Source organism: Pantoea deleyi (assembly GCF_022647325.1).
In the GTDB taxonomy this organism is placed as follows: domain Bacteria; phylum Pseudomonadota; class Gammaproteobacteria; order Enterobacterales; family Enterobacteriaceae; genus Pantoea; species Pantoea deleyi.
Window position 1 is genome coordinate 3,538,847 of the sequence record NZ_CP071405.1, and the last position, 23,065, is coordinate 3,561,911.

At 56.3% G+C, this 23,065-nt stretch carries 24 protein-coding genes and 1 tRNA gene; 13 read left to right on the top strand and 12 right to left on the bottom strand.

Annotated elements, in window-relative coordinates:
• Positions 1-184: 184 nt before the first annotated feature.
• Positions 185-1,312: a cell division protein ZapE gene (gene zapE, locus J1C59_RS16620; protein ID WP_140916836.1), complete on the bottom strand. Its 1,128-nt coding sequence runs from the start codon at positions 1,310-1,312 to the stop codon at positions 185-187.
• A gap of 178 nt (positions 1,313-1,490) precedes the next feature.
• Here zapE and zapG point away from each other — a divergent pair, with 178 nt between their 5' ends.
• The 3 genes from zapG to degS all read left to right on the top strand — a co-directional run bounded on the left by zapG (position 1,491) and on the right by degS (position 4,526).
• Entirely contained in the window at positions 1,491-1,892 is a 402-nt protein-coding gene (zapG, locus tag J1C59_RS16625) for a Z-ring associated protein ZapG (protein WP_128083975.1), read from the top strand.
• 109 nt (positions 1,893-2,001) lie between these two features.
• Complete coding sequence (gene degQ, locus J1C59_RS16630) at positions 2,002-3,375, top strand: serine endoprotease DegQ (RefSeq protein WP_128083974.1); 1,374 nt, start codon at positions 2,002-2,004, stop codon at positions 3,373-3,375.
• Between the two features lie 89 nt (positions 3,376-3,464).
• Positions 3,465-4,526 carry an outer membrane-stress sensor serine endopeptidase DegS gene (gene degS, locus J1C59_RS16635; protein ID WP_128083973.1) on the top strand — a complete coding sequence of 354 codons (1,062 nt, stop codon included), beginning with the start codon at positions 3,465-3,467 and terminating at the stop codon, positions 4,524-4,526.
• A gap of 139 nt (positions 4,527-4,665) precedes the next feature.
• Here degS and epmA read toward each other — a convergent pair whose 3' ends face one another.
• On the bottom strand, positions 4,666-5,643 hold the full coding sequence (epmA, locus tag J1C59_RS16640) for an elongation factor P--(R)-beta-lysine ligase (protein WP_128083972.1): 978 nt from the start codon (positions 5,641-5,643) through the stop codon (positions 4,666-4,668).
• A gap of 135 nt (positions 5,644-5,778) precedes the next feature.
• Here epmA and J1C59_RS16645 point away from each other — a divergent pair, with 135 nt between their 5' ends.
• On the top strand, positions 5,779-6,306 hold the full coding sequence (locus J1C59_RS16645; protein WP_128083971.1) for a lipocalin family protein: 528 nt from the start codon (positions 5,779-5,781) through the stop codon (positions 6,304-6,306).
• A 52-nt stretch (positions 6,307-6,358) separates the two neighbouring features.
• On the opposite strand, the gene J1C59_RS16650 is transcribed toward J1C59_RS16645, so the two are convergent.
• The 3 genes from J1C59_RS16650 to efp all read right to left on the bottom strand — a co-directional run bounded on the left by J1C59_RS16650 (position 6,359) and on the right by efp (position 7,345).
• Positions 6,359-6,493, bottom strand: a complete 135-nt coding sequence (locus J1C59_RS16650; protein ID WP_003848302.1) for an entericidin A/B family lipoprotein — start codon at positions 6,491-6,493, stop codon at positions 6,359-6,361.
• A 102-nt stretch (positions 6,494-6,595) separates the two neighbouring features.
• Positions 6,596-6,727 carry an entericidin A/B family lipoprotein gene (locus J1C59_RS16655; protein ID WP_111142262.1) on the bottom strand — a complete coding sequence of 44 codons (132 nt, stop codon included), beginning with the start codon at positions 6,725-6,727 and terminating at the stop codon, positions 6,596-6,598.
• A 51-nt stretch (positions 6,728-6,778) separates the two neighbouring features.
• Complete coding sequence (efp, locus tag J1C59_RS16660; protein ID WP_111142263.1) at positions 6,779-7,345, bottom strand: elongation factor P; 567 nt, start codon at positions 7,343-7,345, stop codon at positions 6,779-6,781.
• A 43-nt stretch (positions 7,346-7,388) separates the two neighbouring features.
• Between efp and epmB the strand changes: the two genes are divergently transcribed.
• Complete coding sequence (gene epmB / locus J1C59_RS16665; protein WP_128083970.1) at positions 7,389-8,417, top strand: EF-P beta-lysylation protein EpmB; 1,029 nt, start codon at positions 7,389-7,391, stop codon at positions 8,415-8,417.
• Between the two features lie 54 nt (positions 8,418-8,471).
• Here the strand turns inward: epmB and J1C59_RS16670 are convergent, their stop codons facing one another.
• The 5 genes from J1C59_RS16670 to J1C59_RS16690 all read right to left on the bottom strand — a co-directional run bounded on the left by J1C59_RS16670 (position 8,472) and on the right by J1C59_RS16690 (position 12,181).
• On the bottom strand, positions 8,472-8,819 hold the full coding sequence (locus J1C59_RS16670) for a DUF4156 domain-containing protein (protein WP_128083969.1): 348 nt from the start codon (positions 8,817-8,819) through the stop codon (positions 8,472-8,474).
• Between the two features lie 314 nt (positions 8,820-9,133).
• Positions 9,134-9,289 carry a YegP family protein gene (locus J1C59_RS16675; protein ID WP_128083968.1) on the bottom strand — a complete coding sequence of 52 codons (156 nt, stop codon included), beginning with the start codon at positions 9,287-9,289 and terminating at the stop codon, positions 9,134-9,136.
• A 210-nt stretch (positions 9,290-9,499) separates the two neighbouring features.
• The gene (groL, locus tag J1C59_RS16680; protein ID WP_128083967.1) at positions 9,500-11,149 is read right to left on the bottom strand and encodes a chaperonin GroEL; all 1,650 of its coding nucleotides are present in this window, start codon (positions 11,147-11,149) and stop codon (positions 9,500-9,502) included.
• Between the two features lie 48 nt (positions 11,150-11,197).
• A complete protein-coding gene (locus J1C59_RS16685; RefSeq protein ID WP_003848316.1) occupies positions 11,198-11,491 on the bottom strand; it encodes a co-chaperone GroES in 294 nt (97 codons plus the stop codon).
• A gap of 228 nt (positions 11,492-11,719) precedes the next feature.
• Positions 11,720-12,181 carry an FxsA family protein gene (locus J1C59_RS16690; protein ID WP_140916835.1) on the bottom strand — a complete coding sequence of 154 codons (462 nt, stop codon included), beginning with the start codon at positions 12,179-12,181 and terminating at the stop codon, positions 11,720-11,722.
• A gap of 328 nt (positions 12,182-12,509) precedes the next feature.
• On the opposite strand from J1C59_RS16690, the gene aspA reads away from it, so the two are divergent.
• The 6 genes from aspA (at position 12,510) to J1C59_RS16720 (ending at position 18,256) form a co-directional block, all read left to right on the top strand.
• Entirely contained in the window at positions 12,510-13,946 is a 1,437-nt protein-coding gene (gene aspA / locus J1C59_RS16695) for an aspartate ammonia-lyase (protein WP_128083966.1), read from the top strand.
• 110 nt (positions 13,947-14,056) lie between these two features.
• Positions 14,057-15,358, top strand: coding sequence for an anaerobic C4-dicarboxylate transporter (locus J1C59_RS16700; RefSeq protein ID WP_140916834.1), 1,302 nt, complete (start codon positions 14,057-14,059; stop codon positions 15,356-15,358).
• 63 nt (positions 15,359-15,421) lie between these two features.
• Positions 15,422-15,736, top strand: coding sequence for a divalent cation tolerance protein CutA (cutA, locus tag J1C59_RS16705; protein WP_128083965.1), 315 nt, complete (start codon positions 15,422-15,424; stop codon positions 15,734-15,736).
• On the top strand, positions 15,712-17,433 hold the full coding sequence (locus J1C59_RS16710) for a protein-disulfide reductase DsbD (protein ID WP_140916833.1): 1,722 nt from the start codon (positions 15,712-15,714) through the stop codon (positions 17,431-17,433). The genes cutA and J1C59_RS16710 overlap by 25 nt, the downstream gene beginning before the upstream one ends.
• Before the next feature lie 64 nt (positions 17,434-17,497).
• Entirely contained in the window at positions 17,498-18,073 is a 576-nt protein-coding gene (gene dicD, locus J1C59_RS16715; RefSeq protein ID WP_128086840.1) for a division control transcriptional repressor DicD, read from the top strand.
• Between the two features lie 107 nt (positions 18,074-18,180).
• Positions 18,181-18,256: transfer RNA gene (locus tag J1C59_RS16720), tRNA-Phe, on the top strand.
• A 281-nt stretch (positions 18,257-18,537) separates the two neighbouring features.
• Here J1C59_RS16720 and J1C59_RS16725 read toward each other — a convergent pair.
• A complete protein-coding gene (locus J1C59_RS16725) occupies positions 18,538-19,503 on the bottom strand; it encodes a tyrosine-type recombinase/integrase (RefSeq protein ID WP_128086839.1) in 966 nt (321 codons plus the stop codon).
• 28 nt (positions 19,504-19,531) lie between these two features.
• A complete protein-coding gene (locus J1C59_RS16730; protein WP_242281342.1) occupies positions 19,532-21,067 on the bottom strand; it encodes a conjugal transfer nickase/helicase domain-containing protein in 1,536 nt (511 codons plus the stop codon).
• A 213-nt stretch (positions 21,068-21,280) separates the two neighbouring features.
• On the opposite strand from J1C59_RS16730, the gene J1C59_RS16735 reads away from it, so the two are divergent.
• Together J1C59_RS16735 and J1C59_RS16740 are read left to right on the top strand one after the other, a co-directional pair.
• The gene (locus J1C59_RS16735) at positions 21,281-21,829 is read left to right on the top strand and encodes a pili assembly chaperone (protein ID WP_208721834.1); all 549 of its coding nucleotides are present in this window, start codon (positions 21,281-21,283) and stop codon (positions 21,827-21,829) included.
• Positions 21,830-22,001: 172 nt separating this feature from the next.
• A complete protein-coding gene (locus J1C59_RS16740) occupies positions 22,002-22,991 on the top strand; it encodes a conjugal transfer protein TraE (protein WP_128084822.1) in 990 nt (329 codons plus the stop codon).
• The last annotated feature ends 74 nt before the right edge of the window (positions 22,992-23,065 follow it).

Consider the following 23,065-nt stretch of genomic DNA (forward strand, 5'->3'; position numbering starts at 1 on the left):
AACGCTTAAGTAAACGAATGAGGCTCACACGACCATTTTGACCAGCAAGCCACCCCTTCGGATAGAGTTACTGGAACACAGAGGATTTGGGAAAAAAATCCTTTGCTGTAACGTGGGGTCGCAAGATTATAGAGAAGTCGATTACAAAAATCGAACCCTATTTCGGTATTTATCCCGATTATTCTTACGGCAGGTGCGGTAAACGCAGATACTCTTCGCTCTGCATCTCCTGAAGCCGGGACAGGCAGCGCTGGTACTCAAACTTCAGCCGCGTGCCCTGATAGATCTCGCTCAGGGAGGTCTCCGCCGCCACGACCAGCTTCACATGGCGCTCATAGAACTCATCGACCAGCGCCAGGAAACGGCGCGCCTGATCCTCGGTTTTGTAAATCATCACCGGGACATCATAGAGCAGCACGCTGTGAAAACGGCGCGACAGCGCGATGTAGTCATGCTGGCTGCGCCCTTCCCCGCACAGGGTCGTAAATTTAATCGCCAGCACGCCGTCGCTGACGCCCAGGGTTGGCATCTGGCGGTGATTGATTTCCAGCACCGGCGCCGCCTCCGGCTCACTGCCGGACAGCGCGTTAAACATCCGCGTCATTTCGGCGTGGGTTTCGCTGTTCAGCGGATAGTTCCAGAGATGCGCGGAGGTCAGCGTGCGCAGCCGGTAGTCGATGCCGGCATCGACATTCATCACATCGCAGTGCCGTTTGATCTGTTCAATCGCCGGCAGGAAGCGCGCACGCTGCAGGCCATTGCGGTAGAGATCGTCAGGCGGGATATTCGAGGTGGCGACCAGAGCGATGCCGCGCGCGAACAGGGCCTCCATCAGCGTGCCGAGCAGCATTGCATCGGTGATATCTGAGACAAAAAACTCATCGAAACAGAGGATGTCCGTTTCGGCTCTGAACCTGTCCGCGATGATCAGCAGCGGGTCACTCTGCCCCTGCAACTGCGTCAGCTCTTCATGCACCCGCAGCATAAAGCGGTGGAAGTGCAGGCGCAGTTTGCGATCGCCAGGAATAGACTGAAAAAAGAGATCCATGACCCAGGTTTTTCCGCGGCCAACACCGCCCCACATGTAAAGCCCACGCACCGGCTCTGGCGTCTCGTTTTTCTCTTTGCCGATCAATTTTGACAGACGACCCAGCAGGCCGGAAGCGGCTGGCGCGACAGAGTGCTGTCGGGCGACCAGCGCCTGCTGCAGCGCGTCTAAACGGGTAATGGCTTCGCGTTGTACGTCATCGGGCCTGAATTCGCCCTGCGACAGCGCCTGCTCATAGCGTGCAAGCGGAGTTGAGGTTTGCATTGTTGTTTCAAAGTCCCTGTATGGTGTCTGATTCATACCACGGTTGCTGAAAAAAAGGCCGTTCTACACTAAGCCATGCTGCTCCGGAGTTCCACAACCATAAGATTAACGGGTATAGTGACTATTATTGAAATGGTGCAACGCCCTACGGAACAATGGAAATAACACGGGAGTCATTATGACCTGGGAATACGGGCTAATTGGTTTAGTGGTAGGTATTATTGTCGGCGCAGTCGCCATGCGTTTTGGCAACAGAAAGCTGCGCGAGCAGCGCAGCATGCAGTACGAGCTGGAAAAATCGAAAGCGGAGCTGGCTGACTATCGCGAAGAGCTGACCAACCACTTTGCGCAGAGCGCAGAGCTGCTGGATAACATGGCGCGCGACTATCGTCAGCTTTATCAGCACATGGCAAAAGGCTCAAATGACCTGCTGCCGAATCTGCCTGGCCAGAAAAATCCGTTTGCCTATCAGCTCACTGAGGCCGAAGCGGACAACGATCAGGCCCCGGTGCAGATGCCACGCGACTATTCTGAAGGCGCATCCGGCCTGCTGCGCGGCGAACGTCCTGCCCGCGACTAATCTTTTTGGGCGCAGCCCGTCTGCGCCCGCTGTTTTTGCGAACCCTGATCACAAACGACTGTCACACTCATTACTTCCTCCCACATTTTGCAGCGAGAGCGTTGTAGCAATGAAAAAACAAACACGCCTGTTTAGCGCATTAGCCTTGAGTATCGGGATGAGCCTTGCCGCCGCGCCGGCCGCGATGGCCACGCTGCCGTCACAGGTCGCGGATCAGCCGCTGCCAAGCCTGGCACCGATGCTGGAAAAAGTGTTGCCTGCCGTGGTCAGTGTTCACGTCGAAGGCACCGATACCGGTGCGCAGGCGCAGGATATCCCTGAGCCGCTGAAACGCTTTTTCGGTCAGATGCCTGGCGGAAACAGCCAGCCGCAGCCTTTTGAGGGGCTGGGTTCTGGCGTGATCATTGATGCCGCCAAAGGCTATGTGCTGACCAACAACCATGTGGTGAATGGCGCAGACAAGATCAACGTCCAGCTGGGCGACGGCAGTGAATATGAAGCCAAACTGATCGGCCATGACGAGCAGACCGACATCGCGCTGATCCAGATTCAGGGCGCGAAAAACCTTACGCAGGTTAAAGTCGCGGACTCTGACCAGCTGAAAGTCGGCGATTTCGCGGTGGCGATCGGCAACCCGTTTGGCCTGGGTCAGACGGCGACCTCCGGGATTATCTCGGCGCTGGGTCGCAGCGGCCTCAACCTGGAAGGGCTGGAAAACTTTATCCAGACCGATGCGGCGATTAACCGCGGTAACTCAGGCGGTGCGCTGGTGAACCTCAACGGCGAACTGATCGGCATCAACACGGCTATTCTCGCCTCCAGCGGCGGTAACATCGGTATCGGCTTTGCGATTCCGAGCGATATGGCGATGAACCTCGCGCAGCAGCTGATCAAATTTGGTGAAGTGAAGCGCGGTCAGCTGGGCATCAAAGGCACAGAAATGACGGCGGACATGGCCAAAGCGTTCAACGTCGATGCACAGCGCGGCGCGTTCGTCTCGGAAGTGTTACCGCAGTCGGCCGCACAGAAAGCGGGCGTGAAGTCTGGCGATATCATTACCTCGATCAACGATAAGCCGATCACCAGCTTTGCGGAGCTGCGCGTAAAAGTGGGCACCACGCCGCCAGGCGAACAGGTGAAACTCGGCCTGCTGCGTGAAGGCAAACCTTTAACCGTGACCGTAACGCTGGAGCAGAGCGCGCAGACCACCGCCAGCGCACAGCTGATGTCACCGGCCCTTCAGGGTGCCACGCTGAGTGATGGACAGACCAAAACCGGCGATAAAGGCGTGAAGGTCGATACCATCGAAAAAGGCACGCCAGCTGAGCAGGTTGGCCTGCAGAAGGATGACGTGATCATCGGCGTTAACCGCAACCGGGTGCAGACGATTGCTGAAATGCGCAAAATTCTGGAAGGCAAACCACCGGTTCTGGCACTGAATGTGGTGCGCGGCGATGAAAGTATCTATCTGTTGTTGAGATAAACCTCGCATTACGGCGGACACAAGCGCGTGTGTGTCCGCCGCTCTCATGCTATTCTCCCCTGCGATCTCCCCTGGCGTGATTTAACACCATGTTTCTTAAACTTTTGCGTTCCGTGGTGCTGGGCCTGATTGTGGCGGGTATCTTACTCGCAGCACTGCCTGCACTGCGTATGGGCAGCGACGCCCTCTATAACCACGAAAACATCACCGACGAAACACCCTTTAGCTTCAATCAGGGGGTGCGCCGCGCCGTGCCCGCCGTGGTCAACGTGTACAATCGCAGCGCCCACGGCAACAACAACCGTGGCATCACGACCCTGGGTTCCGGGGTAATCATGAATGCAAAAGGCTACATCCTCACCAATAAGCACGTCATTAATAATGCCGATCAGATTATCGTCGCGCTGCAGGATGGCCGTTTCTTTGAGGCAACGCTGGTCGGTTCCGATGGCATGACCGATCTGGCGGTGCTGAAGATCACCGCTTCCGGCCTGCCCGTGATTCCAATCAATCCAAACCGTCAGGCGCATATCGGGGATGTGGTGATGGCGATTGGCAACCCTTACAACCTCGGTCAGACAGTGACGCAGGGCATTATCAGTGCGACGGGCCGGGTGGGATTAAGCTCCTCTGGCCGGCAGAATTTCCTGCAGACGGATGCGTCGATCAATCAGGGTAACTCCGGCGGTGCGCTGATTAACTCGCTTGGCGAGCTGATGGGCATCAATACCCTGACCTTCGATAAAAGCAACGACGGCGAAACGCCGGAAGGGATCGGGTTCGCCATTCCTACCGTGCTGGCTTCGAAAATCATGGATAAGCTGATTCGCGATGGCCGGGTGATCCGTGGCTATATCGGCATTACCGGACGCGAACTTCCGCCCCTGCATGGACAGGGCAGCAATCTGGATCGGGTTCAGGGGATTATCGTCAGTGGGATCACCCCTGACGGGCCTGCGGACAAAGCCGGAATTCAGACCAATGATGTTCTGCTCAGCGTGAATGGCAAACCGGCCATCTCCGCGCAGGAGACGATGGATCAGGTCGCGGAGATTCGTCCGGGGTCGGTGATTGATGTGCAGGTGCTGCGCAACGACCAGAAGCTGACGCTGCCGGTGACCATTCAGGAGTTTCCGGACAGCAGCAGCTAGCTGAACATCCGTGCAAGGTCAGGGATGGCCCGGCCGATCGCAAAGAAAGCCGCCATCCCTGGCGATCGGCCTCGCCACCCTGGCTCTTCAGCCGGGCCATCCCTTCCCCCGTCATCCGTCATCGTTTGCAGATAACTGATTAGCAGCGATCCACCGGAAACGCGATCACCTCACTCAATGACTCCGCCTTCAGCGCCAGCATAATCAGGCGGTCAATGCCCAGCGCCACGCCGGAACAGGCAGGCATGCCGTGGGCCAGCGCATCCAGCAGATAGGTATCGATAGGATGGACGGGCAGACCCCGCGCCGCACGGCGACGGTTATCCTGCTCAAAGCGCTGCCGCTGTTCACGGCTGTCGGTCAGCTCACGGAAACCGTTGGCCAGCTCGATGCCCTTGTAATAGACCTCAAAGCGCTCGGCCACGCGGTGATCCTCGGTGCTGATCTCGGCCAGAGCGGCCTGGCTGGCCGGGAAATGGTACACAAAGCACGGCTTATCCTGACCAATCTTCGGTTCGACGCCCAGCATAAACAGCAGCATCAGCAGCGTATCGCGATCCTCTTCTGTACGCGCCAGCTCACCTTCGCCCAGCTTCTCTGCTGCTTCACGCAGCTGCGCTTTATCCGCCGAGAGAGGATCCAGTTCCAGATGGCGGATAAACGCCTGCTGATAGGAGAGCGACTCTGCGCTGTCGCACTCCAGCACCTGCTGCATCAGGTCGTCGACTTCATTCATCAGACGGTACATGTCGTAGTGCGGCCGATACCACTCCAGCATGGTGAATTCCGGATTGTGGTGACGTCCCGCCTCTTCATTACGGAAGCTGCGCCCCATCTGGTAGATCGGGCCACTGCCCGCCGCCAGCAGCCGTTTCATGTGGTATTCCGGGCTGGTCATCAGCCAGAGATCGCGCCCCTGCGCTGCGCCAGGCCCGACAAATCGCGTCTGGAAAGGTACCAGATGGATATCGGTGATGGTGGCCTGGCTCATCGCCGGCGTGTCCACTTCCAGCACGCCGCGATCGGCAAAGAAACGACGCACTTCTGCTAAAATAGCGGCGCGTTTTAACAAATTGGCGATGGATGCGCTTGGTTGCCAGCTTGCCGTTTCGCTCATGGTGATGACTCCTGATGCAAATGAGGGGAGGCAGTCTACCTGCAATGTCTGCGGCAAACAATCTCGCGCCTGCGCCGCCAAAAACCGCGTTTCGGCTTCTATACTTAAGCGGTTAAATCACAAAGGAATCCTGCTATGTCTCCATGGAAAACAGTTGTTGCCAGCCTGAGTGCTTTTCTCTCAGTCGCCTGTAGCACCACACCACCCAAAAACGTTACGGTCGTGGAAAACTTTGACAGCCAGCGGTACCTCGGTCAGTGGTATGAGATTGCCCGCCTCAATCACCCCTTTGAGCGCGGCCTGGAACAGGTCACGGCAAACTACAGCCCGCGCGAGGATGGCGGCCTGAAAGTGATCAATCGCGGGTATAACGTCAAAAAGCAGCGCTGGCAGGAGAGCGTCGGCAAAGCGTACTTTACCGGTGAGCCACAGCGCGCCTCGCTGAAAGTCTCTTTCTTTGGTCCCTTCTACGGTGGCTATAACGTCATCGCCCTCGATCCCGACTACCGCTATGCAATGGTGTGTGGCCCGAATCGTCACTATCTCTGGATACTGTCACGCACACCACAGCTGGAACCGGGCGTAAAAGAGAAGCTGGTAGAACAGGCGCGTCGGGATGGTTTCCCGGTTGATGAGTTGATCTGGGTAAAACAGAAACAGTGAGCGGGCTGACAAGCCGGTACGAAAAGCCTTTCGTACCGGTTGGAATAACAGGTTATTTCGTGCTGTTCTGAATGGCCTGGCCACCCGCTTCGACATCTTCACCGACGCCACGCGTGGTATTACACGCCGTCAGCAGAGAAGAGAGCACCAGTACAGAGAAGATTGCGGCGATACTTTTCTTTAACATGACAATGTCCTTTTTGATGGATGTAAAGTACAGCGTTTTAAGCATAGCCGGATTTCCGCCGGTTGCTGCCGTCAGAACGCTAAAAAGGACAATCCGTTAAGGTCATTTTGCCGCGCGCGAAATGGCACCGCCCAGGTGGGAGACATCTTCGCCAAAACCGTGGAATGTGTTGCAGGCACTTAATGCAGAGGAGACCAGCAACGCGAACGCGATTAATTTTGCCAGCTTGAACATTTTTTTCTCTCAGACAAGAAAAAGGCGCACCCGAAGATGCGCCTGCGAAACTTATTTTACGCGTGACACGTATTCGCCAGAGCGGGTGTCAACTTTCACCACTTCGCCCTCTTGTACGAACAGTGGCACTTTCACGACCGCGCCGGTAGAGAGTTTAGCGGGCTTGCCGCCGGTGCCTGCGGTATCGCCTTTCAGGCCTGGATCGGTTTCAACGACTTCAGCTTCGATAAAGTTCGGTGGCTGAACGGCGATCGGACGACCGTTCCACAGCGTAACGATACACTCCGCATTGTCCTGCAGCCATTTTGCTGCATCGCTCACGGTCTTCTCTTCAACCGGGAACTGCTCAAAGCTTTCCGGGTGCATGAAGTGGTAGAACTCACCGTCGTTATACAGGTAGTTCAGGTTGGTATCGACCACGTCTGCGCCTTCGGCGGAGTCGGTAGATTTAAAGGTTTTCTCAACGCGAGAACCCGTCAGCAGGCGACGCATTTTAACACGCGCAAATGCCTGGCCTTTACCCGGTTTAACGAACTCACTGGATTCGATGGCATAAGGCTCGCCTTCGAACATGATTTTAAGACCGGGACGGAAATCGTTGCTAGAATAAGTCGCCATGAAGGCCCTCTACGAAAATTGACACTGGTACTAAGCCAAAAAAATGGCACACATTGTAACCCTAAAAACACCTTCCAGAGAAGATTGGTTGCAGCAACTTGCGGATGTTGTCACCGAACCTGATGAATTACTGCGAATTTTAGCCCTCGATCAGCACACAGAGCTGGCTGAAGGTGCGGATGCGCGACGTCTTTTCGCCCTGCGTGTTCCGCATGCCTTCATCCGCCGGATGAAAAAGGGCGATGCGCACGACCCGCTGCTGCTTCAGGTGTTAACCCGTCGCCAGGAATTCATCGATGCGCCCGGTTATAGCACCGATCCGCTCGATGAACAAAGCAACGTTGTGCCTGGACTGCTACATAAATACCGAAACCGGGCTCTGCTACTGGTAAAAGGCGGCTGCGCCGTCAACTGCCGCTACTGCTTCCGCCGCCACTTCCCCTATCAGGATAACCCCGGCAATAAGCGTAGCTGGCAGGCGGCGCTGGACTATATTGCTGCGCATCCTGAGCTGGATGAGATCATCTTTTCCGGCGGCGATCCGCTGATGGCGAAAGATCATGAGCTGGCCTGGCTGATCGCCGCGCTGGAGCAGATCCCACACCTGAAGCGCCTGCGTATCCACAGCCGTCTGCCGGTGGTGATACCGGCGCGCATCACCGACCCGCTCTGTCAGATGCTGGCCGGGACGCGTCTTCAGGTTGTGATGGTGACGCACATCAACCATGCGCAGGAAATCGATGAGGCGTTGCGTGCGGCGATGCGCAGCCTGAAGCGGGCCGGTGTGACGCTGCTGAATCAGAGCGTGCTGCTGCGCGGCATCAACGATAATGCGCAGACGCTGGCCACGCTCAGCAACGCCTTATTTGATGCCGGCATTCTGCCCTACTATCTGCACGTACTGGATAAGGTTCAGGGCGCCGCGCACTTCTTTGTCTCCGATGATGAGGCTCGCCAGCTGGTGCGGACACTCCTGTCACAGGTTTCCGGCTATCTGGTGCCGAAACTGGCGCGTGAGATTGGCGGCGAGCCCAGCAAAACGCCGCTGGATTTGCAGCTGCGTCAGGAATAAAAACGGCCAGCAACTGGCTGGCCGATGGGACGGGGCAGGATGTCCGTTTTCAGATTACGGGCACTTATAGACCTGACCGCTCATTTTGCTGTCGAGTGGCGCAAACGCGGACAGCAGATTCTGCGTCGGGCTGGTCGCACCATAAATTACGTTGCCGCCCATTTCCGCTGCGCGGTTACGCAGGTCATTGGCCGCACCGCGCAGTGCGCTGGTTTCGCCGCCCGCACCGCTCAGCCAGTTGCTCTGTGAGCCGGTGATGTTACCCAGAAGCTGACAGGTGCTGGCAGGCTGCTGATCGGTAAAGGTCACGCGCTGTCCGGCTGAAGAGAGTTGCGTAGAGCTGCTGCAGCCCGCCAGCAATACCGCGCCAGCGATCAGGCCGGGCAAGAGGTTAATCCGCATTGTAATCCCCATTTATTATCATCAGAGTCGGGTGGCAGCGTAGCAGAAAAAGATCGTTTTTTTCTGAACATTCATTGCCTTAATCCCGTTATATCACCTTAATATTTCATACTGTGCTCAGGCTGGCAGGTTTGCGCGTGCCGATGAACTTACCGCAGCAGGTCATCCGGTGAGGCGGCAACAGCCAGCGTGCAGACAGCGGGAGATATCAAGAGAAAAGACGAACGATTGCGCCACTACTTATACTATTTTCCTGCCCAAAAGAAAAACCCCCGACCGTTTCCGACCGGGGGCGGGATTATCAGACCAGGCGATCAGCCCGTGTAGCCATTACGTCGTGCATTGTCGATGCAGTCAGCCTTGTTGACATAGCCCTGGCTGGATGCGCCGGTAATATTGCCGTTAGAGGCAGTTCTTCTCCAGCGCCACTTACCGGCTTCGTCTTTGTAAAACGTCCATTTATCGTTCATTTTTCAGTTTCCCTTTGTCTTTGATTTGTCCGTTCCAGAGGGAGGTGTCAGTCACCTCAGGGCAACGTTATGCCATCCCGGCGGCTTCAGACCATGATGCAGAACATAAATGGGTGGTTTCGGTAAGTGACGGGGGTAAGTAACAGACGAAAAAAAACCCCCGACCGTTTCCGGTCGGGGGTTCTGAGCTGACTAAGGCGTCAACGGCGATTACATCATGCCGCCCATACCGCCCATGCCACCCATGCCGCCAGCGCCTGCGCCTAAATCAGGTGCATCGCTTTTTGGCAGGTCAGTGACCATACATTCGGTGGTGATCATCAGACCGGCAACAGAGGCCGCGTACTGCAGTGCAGAACGGGTCACTTTGGTTGGGTCCAGGATACCGAAGTCGATCATGTTGCCGTACTCTTCAGTCTGCGCGTTGTAACCGTAGTTACCGTCGCCCGCTTTCACGTTGTTAGCCACAACAGATGGCTCTTCACCGGCGTTAGAGACGATCTGACGCAGTGGTGCTTCCATTGCGCGCAGCGCAACTTTGATACCCACGTTCTGATCTTCGTTCTGACCACGCAGTTCAGACAGCTGAGCGGCAACGCGAACCAGCGCCACACCACCACCCGCAACCACGCCTTCTTCGACGGCAGCACGGGTTGCGTGCAGCGCATCTTCAACGCGGGCTTTCTTCTCTTTCATTTCAACTTCAGTCGCTGCGCCTACTTTCAGAACGGCCACGCCGCCTGCCAGTTTCGCTACGCGCTCCTGCAGTTTTTCTTTGTCGTAATCAGAGGTGGCTTCTTCGATCTGCTGACGAATCTGGGTCACACGGCCCTGGATTGTCGCCTCTTCACCCACACCGTCGATGATGGTGGTGGTGTCTTTGTTGATAACCACGCGTTTTGCCTGGCCCAGATCTTCCAGCGCGGCTTTTTCCAGCTCCATACCGATCTCTTCAGAGATCACGGTACCGCCGGTCAGGATAGCGATATCCTGCAGCATGGCTTTACGACGGTCGCCGAAGCCTGGTGCTTTAACCGCAGCCACTTTAACGATGCCGCGCATGGTGTTGACCACCAGCGTCGCCAGCGCTTCGCCTTCAACATCTTCAGCGATGATCAGCAGTGGTTTGCCTGCTTTCGCAACGGCTTCCAGCACTGGCAGCATTTCGCGGATGTTAGAGATTTTCTTGTCAGCCAGCAGGATGAACGGCGATTCCAGTTCAACGGCGCCGGTTTCTGGCTTGTTGATGAAGTACGGTGACAGGTAGCCGCGATCGAACTGCATACCTTCAACCACATCCAGCTCGTCCTGCAGGCCGGTGCCTTCTTCAACGGTGATCACGCCTTCTTTACCCACTTTCTCCATCGCCTGAGCAATCAGCTGGCCCACGGTTTCATCGGAGTTAGCAGAGATAGTCCCGACCTGCGCGATCGCTTTAGAGTCTGAGCATGGCACAGACAGCGCTTTCAGTTTTTCAACTGCAGACACAACGGCCTGGTCGATACCGCGCTTCAGGTCCATCGGGTTCATGCCCGCTGCAACCGCTTTCAGGCCTTCGGTGATGATAGATTGTGCCAGGACAGTTGCAGTGGTGGTACCGTCGCCTGCTGCGTCATTCGCTTTAGAGGCCACTTCTTTAACCATCTGCGCGCCCATGTTCTCGAACTTGTCTTCCAGCTCGATTTCACGTGCGACTGAAACACCATCTTTAGTGATGGTCGGTGCACCAAAAGATTTATCCAGAACCACATTACGGCCTTTCGGGCCCAGGGTAACTTTTACTGCATCTGCCAGTACGTTCACGCCACGCAGCATTTTTACGCGTGCGTCATTACCGAATTTTACGTCTTTAGCTGCCATTTTAAATATCCCTTAAATTCGTTTCGTTCAGTGAATTACGCGAAAAAATTACGCTTCAACAACCGCCAGAATGTCGCTCTCAGAGATGATCAGCACCTCTTCGTTATCGATTTTCTCGGTTTTCGCGCCGTAACCTTCGTTGAAGATCACAACATCGCCAACCTTCACGTCCAGCGGCTTAACGTCGCCACTCTCAAGGATGCGGCCGTTGCCGACAGCCAGTACTTCACCACGGGTGGATTTACCAGCTGCGGAACCGGTCAGCACGATGCCGCCAGCAGATTTAGCTTCAACTTCTTTACGCTTGACGATAACGCGATCGTGCAATGGACGAATTTTCATTTGATAGCTCTCCTTTGAGAAGTCCAATCATTCAGTTTTGGGGTTGAACACCGGGCTGCATGGCTTCCGGCCTCGTGACCTGAGAGATAGGGACACCCCCACCCACTTTCAAGGGGGCGGACAACAAATTTTTTACCCGGACGGGACAACTGATGATTTTTCAGACAGGTGGCGGGGCAAATAAAAACGCAACCCGGAGGTTGCGCTTTTCAGAGGCCGGGATGGCCATTAACGGTCATGACGATCGTCGTGGTGCTCAAGGCGATCGCTGTTTTTACGCTCAAACTCACCATCCACGGTGTAACCGCTGTCCGGACCGGCACCCGGCCCGCGCCAGACGCGCAGATGCGGCATCAGCTTCAGCGTCAGATGCTTCTGAACCGGCGGCAGCAGCAGCAGCAGGCCGAGCAGGTCAGTAAAGAAGCCCGGCAGCAGCAGCAGGAAACCGGCGATAATCAGCGACACGCTTTTGATCATCTCCGTGGCCGGGCTTTCGTTACGCGCCAGCTTCTCCTGCATCAGCATAAAGTTTTTCATGCCCTGATTTTTCACCAGCGAAACCCCGATGCAGGAGGTGAAGATCACCAGCAGCATGGTCAGCAGCACGCCCATGACGTGTGCCACCTGAATGAAGAGGGAAATCTCAATCCAGGCCAGAACAAAAAAGACGACTAACGGTATCCAGCGCACCGAACTCTCCTGTATTTAGGGGCTGAACGGCAGCGTGCCGGTCAGCAGAAAGCGTTCATCCCATAGATGATAAGAAAAGAGATGGGCACCCGCGCCGACATTTTCAACCGATTCTGTCAAATTTATCCTGCGGGGTTAATTTTGTAACCCACTTCACATATCGTTAACCAGGCTGCAGCATTAAGTGATCTGCATGCATGATTTTCACTGGCATCAGAATATGATCGCACACGCCCCTGTGAAGACGGATAATATGTCGGCACGGGTACACCACGACAAAATAAACACATCCTTTGTGATGGTTAGCGGCAACAACAAGAAGGTTATCATGGCGAACAACATTCGTATCGAAGAAGACCTGTTAGGTATGCGCGAAGTTCCGGCGGATGCCTATTATGGCGTTCATACTCTGCGTGCGATTGAGAATTTTTATATCAGCAACAGCAAAATCAGCGACATACCTGAGTTTGTCCGCGGTATGGTGATGGTGAAAAAAGCGGCCGCGATGGCCAACAAAGAGCTGCAGACCATCCCGCGCAACATTGCCGATACCATCATTAAGGCCTGCGATGAAGTGCTGAACAACGGCCGCTGTATGGACCAGTTCCCCGTGGATGTCTATCAGGGCGGTGCGGGAACCTCGGTCAACATGAACACCAATGAGGTGCTGGCGAACATCGGCCTGGAGCTGATGGGCCACCAGAAAGGGGAATATCAGTACCTCAATCCCAACGATCACGTCAACAAATGCCAGTCCACCAACGATGCCTACCCGACCGGTTTCCGCATCGCGGTTTACAGCTCACTGCTGAAACTGCTGGATGGCATCAGCCAGCTCTCTGAAGGGTTCCAGCACAAGGCCGATGAGTTCCAGACCATCCTGAAAATGGGCCGTACCCAGCTGCAGGATGCCGTGCCGATGACGCTCGGCCAGGAGTTTCACGCCTTCAGCGTGCTGCTGAACGAAGAGACGAAAAGCATTCTGCGCACCGCCGAACTGCTGCTGGAAGTGAACCTGGGCGCGACCGCTATCGGCACCCGCCTCAATACACCGGACGGCTATCAGCACCTTGCGGTTCAGCGTCTGGCGGAAGTGAGTAACCTGCCGGTGGTGCCTGCGGAAGATCTGATCGAAGCGACCTCCGACTGCGGCGCCTATGTGATGGTTCACTCATCGCTGAAACGCCTGGCGGTGAAGCTCTCCAAGATCTGCAACGACCTGCGCCTGCTCTCTTCCGGTCCGCGCGCGGGCCTGAACGAAATCAACCTGCCAGAACTGCAGGCTGGCTCTTCCATCATGCCCGCCAAGGTCAACCCGGTGGTGCCGGAGGTAGTGAACCAGGTCTGCTTTAAGGTAATCGGCAACGACATCACGGTTACGATGGCCTCTGAAGCCGGTCAGCTGCAGCTGAACGTCATGGAGCCGGTGATTGGCCAGGCGCTGTTTGAGTCGATCAGCATCCTGACCAACGCCTGCTATAACCTGCTGGAGAAGTGCGTCAACGGCATCACCGCGAACCGTGCAGTGTGCGAAGCCTACGTCTTCAACTCCATTGGCATCGTGACATACCTTAATCCCTACATCGGCCATCACAACGGCGACATCGTCGGGAAAATCTGTGCCGAAACCGGCAAAAGCGTGCGCGAGGTGGTGCTGGAGCGCGGCCTGCTGACGGAAAGCGAGCTGGACGATATCTTCTCGGTGCAGAACCTGATGTATCCGGTCTACAAAGCGAAACGTTATACCGATGAAAACGAGCAGTAAGGTCTGACCTGCGCTGATTAACAAAAGGCACACCGCGATCAACACGGTGTGCCTTTTTTTTTGATACACAGCGCCTCAGCAATGACCGGTTTAATTTCCAGGAGTAAGTCATGTTTGTGGTTGAGCTGCTGATCGTCCTGATGGCGATCTGGTTGGGTGCCCGTCTGGGCGGTATCGGGATCGGATTCGCAGGGGGAATGGGCGTGCTGATCCTGACGCTGGGCTTTGGCATGGCACCCGGCGCCATCCCTTTTGATGTCATCGAAATCATCATGGCGGTGATCGCGGCGATAGCGGCCATGCAGGTGGCGGGCGGGATGGATTATCTGGTGAGCCTGGCGGAACGCCTGCTGCGTCGCCATCCGCGTCACGTCACCCTGCTGGCTCCGCTGGTGACCTACCTGATGACGCTGCTGGCCGGCACCGGACACACCGCATTTTCGACACTGCCGGTGATTGCCGAAGTGGCAAAAGAGCAGGGGGTGCGCCCCTCCCGGCCGCTGTCGATTGCGGTCGTGGCGTCGCAGATTGCCATTACCGCCTCGCCGATCTCGGCGGCGGTGGTCTTCTTCGCGACGCTGCTGGAACCGCGCGGCGTCAGCTACATTACCCTGCTGGCGATCACCATCCCTGCCACGATGGTGGGCCTGTTCCTGGCGGCGCTGGTGACAAACTTCCTCGGCAAAGAGTTAAAAGATGATGAGGTCTATCAGGCCCGGCTTGCCAAAGGGGAAACCACCCTGCGCGGCGCCACCCGCTACCAGGCAAAGCCGGGCGCGAAGCGATCGGTGCTGCTGTTCCTGACGGGCATTGTAGCCGTGGTGCTCTATGCCACCGCGACCAGCGCCAGCGTCGGCCTGATCGTCAATCCGCCCCTGCCGCGCAATGAGGCTATCGTGGTGTTTATGCTGACCATCGCCACGCTGATCAGCCTGACCTGCCGACTCGACACCAGCGAAATTCTCAGTGCCAGCACCTTTAAATCCGGCATGAGCGCCTGTATCTGCGTGATGGGCGTCGCCTGGCTGGGCGATACCTTTGTAAAAGCGCATCTGACTGATATTCAGACCCTGGCTGGCGACACGCTGAAAACCTACCCGTGGATGCTGGCGCTGATTCTGTTTTTTGCCTCCATGCTGCTCTACTCGCAGGCCGCCACCACCAAAGCGTTAATGCCCGCCGCCCTGCTGCTGGGCGTCAGCCCGCTGACGGCGATTGCCTCTTTCGCTGCGGTGTCGGCGCTGTTTGTCCTGCCCACCTACCCGACCCTGCTGGCTGCGGTGGAGATGGATGACACCGGCTCCACCCGGATTGGCAAGTTTGTCTTTAACCATGCCTTTATTATTCCGGGCGTGATCGCCATTGCGCTGACGGTGCTGGCGGGCTTTCTCTTCGGCGGATTGCTGCTGTAGCGGCGCATCGTGTTAACGGAGGAGCGTGCTATCATCGGCGCGCTTTTAAACAGGAGTGTCAGGATGAATGCTGTCGTTATTCTTTGTACGGCGCCCGATCAGGCCACGGCGCAGCAGCTCGCGACCCTGGCGCTGGAAGCCAGACTGGCGGCCTGCGTAACCCTGCTGCCAGAGGCGACCTCCTGGTATCACTGGCAGGGAAAGATCGCGCAGAGCCGCGAGGTTCAGATGCTGCTGAAGTGCGACAGCGATCGTCAGCAGGCGCTGTGTGACCTGCTCAAAGCGGCTCATCCTTACGACGTACCCGAACTGCTGGCGCTGCCGGTTCAATATGGAGACAGTGAATACTTGTCATGGCTGCACGCATCTCTCGCTTAATTACGCTCCTGCTGGCGCTCTTTATCTGCCTGCAGGCGCACGCCTCCCTCTTCTCTGACCCGTCGACCCGCCGCTTTGTGCCGGTCGACCAGGCGTTTACGTTTGACTTTAACCAGCAGGGCGCGCAACTCAACCTGCACTGGAAGGTCAAGTCGGGGTACTACCTCTATCGCCAGCAGATCCACATCACGCCGCAGAACGCGACGATTGCGCCGCTGACGCTGCCCGCCGGACAGCCGCATGAAGATGAGTTCTTTGGCAAAAGTGAGATCTATCCTGAGGATCTGACGCTGCCGGTCACGCTGCAGCAGGCCGCCCGCGGCGCCTCGCTCAGTGTGACCTATCAGGGCTGTGCTGCCGCCGGGTTCTGCTATCCGCCGGAAACCCGCACCGTTCCGCTGAACGCGGTGGCCGCCAGCAGCGCGCCCGCACAGGCGGCGACGCCCACCGCTACACCTGATGCACAGCCCGCCCCCGCCAGCCCGCTGCCCTTTTCTCCGCTCTGGGCACTGCTGATCGGCATCGGTGTGGCGTTTACACCCTGCGTGCTGCCGATGTATCCGCTGATCTCCGGCATTATCCTGGGCGGACAGCGCCACTTTTCGCTGGGCCGGCTGTTTGCGCTGGCGATGGTCTATGTGCAGGGGATGGCGCTGACCTACACGCTGCTGGGGCTGATCGTGGCGGCCGCCGGTCTGCGTTTCCAGGCCGCGCTGCAGCACCCCTATGTGCTGGTGACGCTCTCCGTGCTGTTTATCGTGCTGGCCCTGTCGATGTTTGGCCTGTTTACGCTGCAACTGCCCGCCAGCCTGCAAACCCGCCTGACCCTGTGGAGTAATCGCCAGCAGGGAGGATCGCTACCCGGCGTTTTCCTGATGGGGGCGCTGGCCGGATTGATCTGCTCGCCCTGCACTACCGCCCCGCTCAGCGCCATCCTGCTTTATATCGCGCAGAGCGGCAATCTGTGGGCCGGTGCCGGGACGCTGTGGCTTTATGCGCTCGGGATGGGATTCCCCCTGATCGCCGTGACCCTCTTTGGTAACCGCCTGCTGCCGAAAAGCGGCCCGTGGATGCAGACCGTTAAAGAGGGTTTCGGGTTTGTCATCCTGGCCCTGCCGGTGTTCTTGCTGGAGCGGGTTATCGGCGATGTCTGGGGATTGCGTCTCTGGAGCCTGCTGGGCGTGGCCTTCTTCGGCTGGGCCTTCAGCGTCAGCCTGCATGCCCGCAGCAGTGGCTGGCGGGTGGTCCAGATCGTCATGCTGGCCGCCGCGCTCATCAGCGCCCGCCCGCTGCAGGACTGGGCCTTTGGCACTTCTGCTGCGCAGCAGGCCGTGGCCGCGCTGCCGTTTCAGCCGGTTCAGACGCCGCAGCAGCTCGACAGCGCGCTGCAGAAGGCCGGGGGCCGTCTCACCATGGTCGATCTCTATGCGGACTGGTGCGTGGCCTGCAAAGAGTTTGAGAAATATACCTTTAGCGATAGCGCCGTGCGCGATAGCCTGCGTCAGGTTCAGTTACTCCAGGCCAATGTCACGGCCAACAGCGCCCGCGACAACGCGCTGTTGCAGCATCTTCAGGTACTGGGATTACCGACCATTTTGTTCTTTGATGCGCAGGGCCGGGAAATCCCCGGATCACGTCTCACCGGGTTTCTCAATGCCGCCGACTTCCGGGCGCATTTGCAGAAACTTACCCCATAAACAACACTGGAGTCAGATTATTGCCCGGTGATAGAGCCGGGCCTGCAGACCAGAGGAGAGACACTTGCAGCGTGAACAGATACTCGAGCATGCCCTGAATGTGCTTGAACAGAACGGCCTCGCCGCCACCCTCTCACTGGAAACCCTGGCGGGTTCCGGATTATCGTCAGAACAGCTCCAGCTCTTCTGGCCCGACCGTGATGCCCTGCTTTACGATGCGCTGCGCTATCACGGGCAGCAGATTGAGACCTGGCGACGTCAGATCCTGCTGGATGAGTCGCTGACGCCGGATCAGAAGCTGATGGCGCGTTACGAGGTCCTGGCTGAGCAGGTCAGTAAAGGCCGTTTCCCCGGCTGCCTGTTTATCGCCGCCTGCAGCTTCTATCCGCAGCCCGACCAGCCCATCCATCAACTGGCGGAACAGCAGAAACGTGGCTCCTGGCAATTCACGCATGACATTCTGCTGGATCAGGCGCTGGATAACCCCGCCATGGTGGCCGATCAGATGGAGCTGATCCTGGAGGGCTGTCTCAGCAAGCTGTTGGTGAAACGAAACGTGCAGGATGTCGCCACCGCCCAGCGGCTGGCGGAGGACGTTTACAGCATCGCGCTCTGCCGCAAGCATGGTGCGCTGGCCTGAGGTTTTACCGACTCTGACTGAAAATCAGGCAATCAGTCACGTTTCCAGGGGTTTTTTAGTGAAAGCCGTTGACGACCCGCGGCCTTTACGGTTTAATGCGCCCCGTTGCCCGAATAGCTCAGTCGGTAGAGCAGGGGATTGAAAATCCCCGTGTCCCTGGTTCGATTCCGGGTTCGGGCACCACTCTTCAGAGCCTGTTCGTTAAGGGGTGAGATCCTTAACGGGCAAGACAGAGATCCCTTTTCGTCATCGTGCAGGATGAGTCACGTTCGTTCTGCACCTGGGGTTTAGGGATTAAGAATCCGGATGATGTTAGCGCATCATCCGGATTTCTCGCATCCCGAGTATTTCAGTTACAGGTATTTACCTTTTCATCGCAGTTATGTCAACGATCTGTAAAGTAAAACCCCGCCTTTTTTCCCTTTTTATTATCAGCTAATTAGAAATTTGGGTTAAGATTAGTCTTAAACTCTGAAGGCTTCTTCAAGGTTATGCCGCAGAAGATCCATGTTAGCTTCAACGTATTCCAGTGTCACCGCCACACTGGAATGTCCCAGCAGCATTTTGACGTCATTCAAGCTTCGTTCCGGGGTTTTCATTAGATCTGTGGCAATTGTATGCCTGAACCGGTGCGGGCTGATGTCACATTGGCACTCTTTTGACAGCCGCCTGAAAAAAGCCCGCAGCGGCAGATGATCCATGTTACTGCCTCTGACCGTTTTTTTCTTTATCCGGTTAAACAGGTTAATGTTAAACAGCTGGTCTTTTGATTTTGCCCCTTTCCAGACCGCCTGCCTGCAAAGCTCCTCCAGACCGGGTCTGAGTTTGTCGGTCACGGGCACACGATGCTCACGGTGGCTTTTAGATCCTTCAGGCCGCAGTTCAATGACGCCCATGTTCAGGTCAACGTCACACAGCCGGATGTGCAGTAACTGATTCTGCCGCATACCGGTATACTTCAGCGTGTCTATGACCGTCTTCCAGAACCAGGCCGGTTCCAACGCGTTTGGCCTGACATCAAGTATCCCCAGCTGCTCGAGTTCAACCTTACGTTGCATGGTAATATCGATCTTTCGCATCTGCTCGCGGGTGAGTGTCTTTTTTCGCTTAAGTTCAGGTTTCACGACCACCCCGTTGAAGGGATTATCCGATAAAGAAATAAGTTTGCTGGCCATCGCGTGATTGAATATAGCCCGCATATGCGCAACTTTATTATTCCAGGTCCTTTTGCTCAGCTTCTGTTCGTTAAGCACGTGACGCCGCCATTTAAGGACATCCGTGCGGGTAACGCTGCCCGGTAATAATGATTCCCCGGCATATTCAGTAAACGTTTTGACGACTTTTTTATAGCTCCATTCTGTTGCTTCCCGGAGAACTTTATTAAAAAAGTAATCCTCTAGAATTATATTGAAAGTCACTTTTTCAGACATGACAGCCTCAGTGTTATTAACCCTGTAATTACTCCCGCCGTGGCGAAAGCCATATACTGTCCGCAGGACAGCTTCCTCTTTTAAATATAATTTCGGGCCGTACCATATATCCCGACAGGCTGGTAAAACGACCGCTTTTATCCGGCGAGTCGTATTTATGGTAATGGTATAACCCTTTCCCATTTCGTGAATGATGAAGTCCCAGCGCCTCAAAACTTTTCTGCAACCTGTTTTTGTCGGCGTTATTCTCTGGCTTTGAAGCAATGAATTTAAAGAAAACGTCCGGCGACACCAGAAAGACAAAACCGGCCAGGACGTGCAGCGGACTGTCACGCTCGTTTACCGTCAGCGTGCCACCTTCAACGCTTTCCCTCAGCCACTCCATAAACCGCTCGCCGTCTGTTGCGGCCGAAACTGCTTCCGTAGTCGCGCTCTGCAGCATGGCACTCGCTGTTTGCTCAGGCTCTGGCTGAGGCTGCATGTTATCTTCAGCGGTACAGACCGGCGACTGTCCGGCCGTAATGCGGTCCAGTGCGACCAGCAGGTCTGCCTGCGTATCACTGTCCGCGCCATCAGGGGCTGACTCATCCGGGGCAGAACCTGTATCAATGCTGTCCAGGGCCGACACTAGTGCCGTGATGACCGGGGGGGCATTCTCTGCCCCTCCTGACCCATCGCCTGACTGAGGTGCAGTATACTTTGCCGCTTTGCTTCCAATCGGTTCTGAAACATTTGCTGAAATGATATGACTCGACAAAAGGACGGGTGCGATGTGTGCTAAATTTGGTGAAGTTTCAGTCACCTGTACTTCCGGTACGATGCTTACAAATTCCGCTCCGGATGCATCTGATAAATTCCCGTAATCCAGTCCGGCTCCCTGCCTTGCCTCAGTAATGATGCCGTACAGCACACCGCTGCGCTCACCCGCCATAAACTGCAGCAGGGAGTGTGAAATCTCCGGCCAGCGCTGCAGCCACAGCATTCCGGACGCCGGTAACAGCCGTGCGGCCATGTACTGGCCCGTCAGCTGTGATACCTGCACCTCTTTTGCGGGCCGGATTCGCCACGCGCTGTCCGGCTCCTGCAGGCCCGGATACCACACCCGCCCTTTTTCCGTGGCACCTTCGGCCTGCGTCAGCCAGGCCAGATGATGAAACAGCCCCGCCCAGAACACCGCGCAGACCCAGCCCGGCGCCTGCTCAGACTGCTCTTCTGAAGCCGCGCCGGGCGGCAGCATCATGCCCCGGACCAGCCGGACGGCCCTGACCGCCACGCTTAGGCTCAGGTCGCCAAATCCCCCCGGCCCGGAGTAAGGCCCGCGCCACGCGGCAGGACAGTCCTGTACGCACGCAAGCAGTGCCTGTGCCGGCTGAAGCCACCAGGCCTCCGTCACGGACTGCGACAGGGGGCTGTTTTCCGCCAGCATTTTCGCAAGCTTACGCCGCTCAGCCGTCTGCATCAGTTCGCTGCCGGTGAGGACCGGGCGAAACGCCACCTCTTTCACGTCCGTGTTCAGCCGCTGCGCCGCCGGCTTTTGCGTCGTCCTGCCTGCCAGCCATTTCATTACCCGCACCATCGTCACTGCCTTTCATTCTGCTTCAGAAATGACGTAACGCTATGAGACCGGGCGTGGTTTGCAACCCTAAACCCTTTTCTGCCTCAGGCAGACATCCCGCTTGCTTTAATTTTTCATACCGGATTCAGGGTTTACGACGGACGCCGTTAACGTCCCGTGCTTCGCTGTGCGCACCATCCGTTAATCAAACTGAACACACCCATGCAGCAACGTCTGGTTATCCTGACCCTCTTTCTCTGGCTGGCGCTCACGCTCGCTTTCAGCCTGCTGACCCCGGCCGGTCCGTGCAGCGCTTTGACGCTCTGGATGCTGACGGCCGCCTCGCCGTTTATGCTCAGGCCGCTCGACTGGTTCACCCGTCAGTTGCTCAGGAAACCCTGTATGCTGAGCCGCAGAAAACGCATCACCGTGCACCTGTCTCCCTGGCAGCCCACCGTGGGACTGACGCCTGAGCGCGTGAGCTGGTTCTGGTCAGGCGTGTATGAGGCGGTAGAATCCGCACTGCAGGAGGGAAAGACCATTGTCATTGCCTCGCACCTGCTGACGCCGGTGCGGGCAGCCAGACTCAGGGCGTACCTGACGGCGCAGGGCTGGTCTTACCGCAGCCGGCTGACGAGTGTCCCTTTCCGGGACGCTGCCCGCGCCCTGATGCAGCTGGAAATTCTGTTCAGGCAGTGGCGCTGGCGCTGCCCGTTACGCAGCGAATGGCCAGTAATGCTGCTGCGGAAATCTTCTGAACCGGAAAAATAATTTCGGCTGTCAGGCCGGAAAGGAATTATTCACACTGAATACATGCCTGTATTCGATCTGAACGATCGAAATATCGCGTTATACAGCCCCCGGTTCTGCCAGGTACTGTATTCACACCGGCTACAAAAAGATTAACAAACTATTTTCTCATTCATCCAGCACCAGGGCTTTTATGAAACGTATGAACCTGACAGAAATACTCTCCCGCGTCGCCCTGGAGCAGACCGACGGGCAGAGGCAGCTGCTGACGCAGTTCGCAGAGGGAAAAAAGACCGGCAGTCCGCCCGTGGCCATACGTTTCCGTCCGGCATCACGGGAATTTCTGCACCAGGTGTCACGTAACCTCGGTATCTCGGTCTCTGAACTGGTCAATGTCATCATCGAGGGCGTCATGACTGAAACGACGGCGCCCCGCAAAGCCACGGTAAACCGCGTTTATGAGCGCTTCTGGCACCTGATGGACCGCCACGGCCTTGATGTGGCGCAGGTGGCTACACTGCTCTCTGAGCTGAATATCGGCATGAGCGTGCTGGAGAACCGTGAGCGCACGCTCGATCACCTGATCCTGCCTGTACTTGAGCAGCTTGCATCATGGTTCTGTGTTCAGTCCGGCTGGCTCGCCGGTGAAAACATTGCTCCGGTGGAGATTATTGCACTCCGGGACGTCTGGCAGGCTGCTGAATGCCTTCTGCCGCACAAAGGTGCAGCGGTTCAGTCCTTATGTTTTTTCAGGCGAGAGCATGATACCGGTCAGCTAGGGCTTAATTCCGACGACGAGATACTAATCGCAGCGACCCGGATTAAATACATTAATGGCCTGTCTTTTGAAAATAATTACTTCACCGGCGTGATACCGCACTCCGTTATCAGTGAATCAGACACAAATGCTTTTATCTCGTTCTGCGAATTGCTGCGGCTGAAAAGCAGGATTGCTGAAATTTCATTCCGCAAATTACCGCGCGGGATATTTGACATTCTGAGAGAGGGTTCTGAATTACTTCTCCCGATCTCATCTGCCATTGAAGAAATCATTAATCGCCAGCAAAAAATCAGCTCAAAATTCAAGTGGAGCGAGGAGGAACTGCAACCGAAAAGAAACCCGGCGTTTCATATTACGCCTGAGTGGGAGGACTATCTGAAAGAAGTCATGAGCTTTGGTTAACCGTATTTAAATAACAAAAATCAGGCCTGTTTATTTATTTGGTGCATCAGCACCAGGGAAACCCCTTTGTCAAA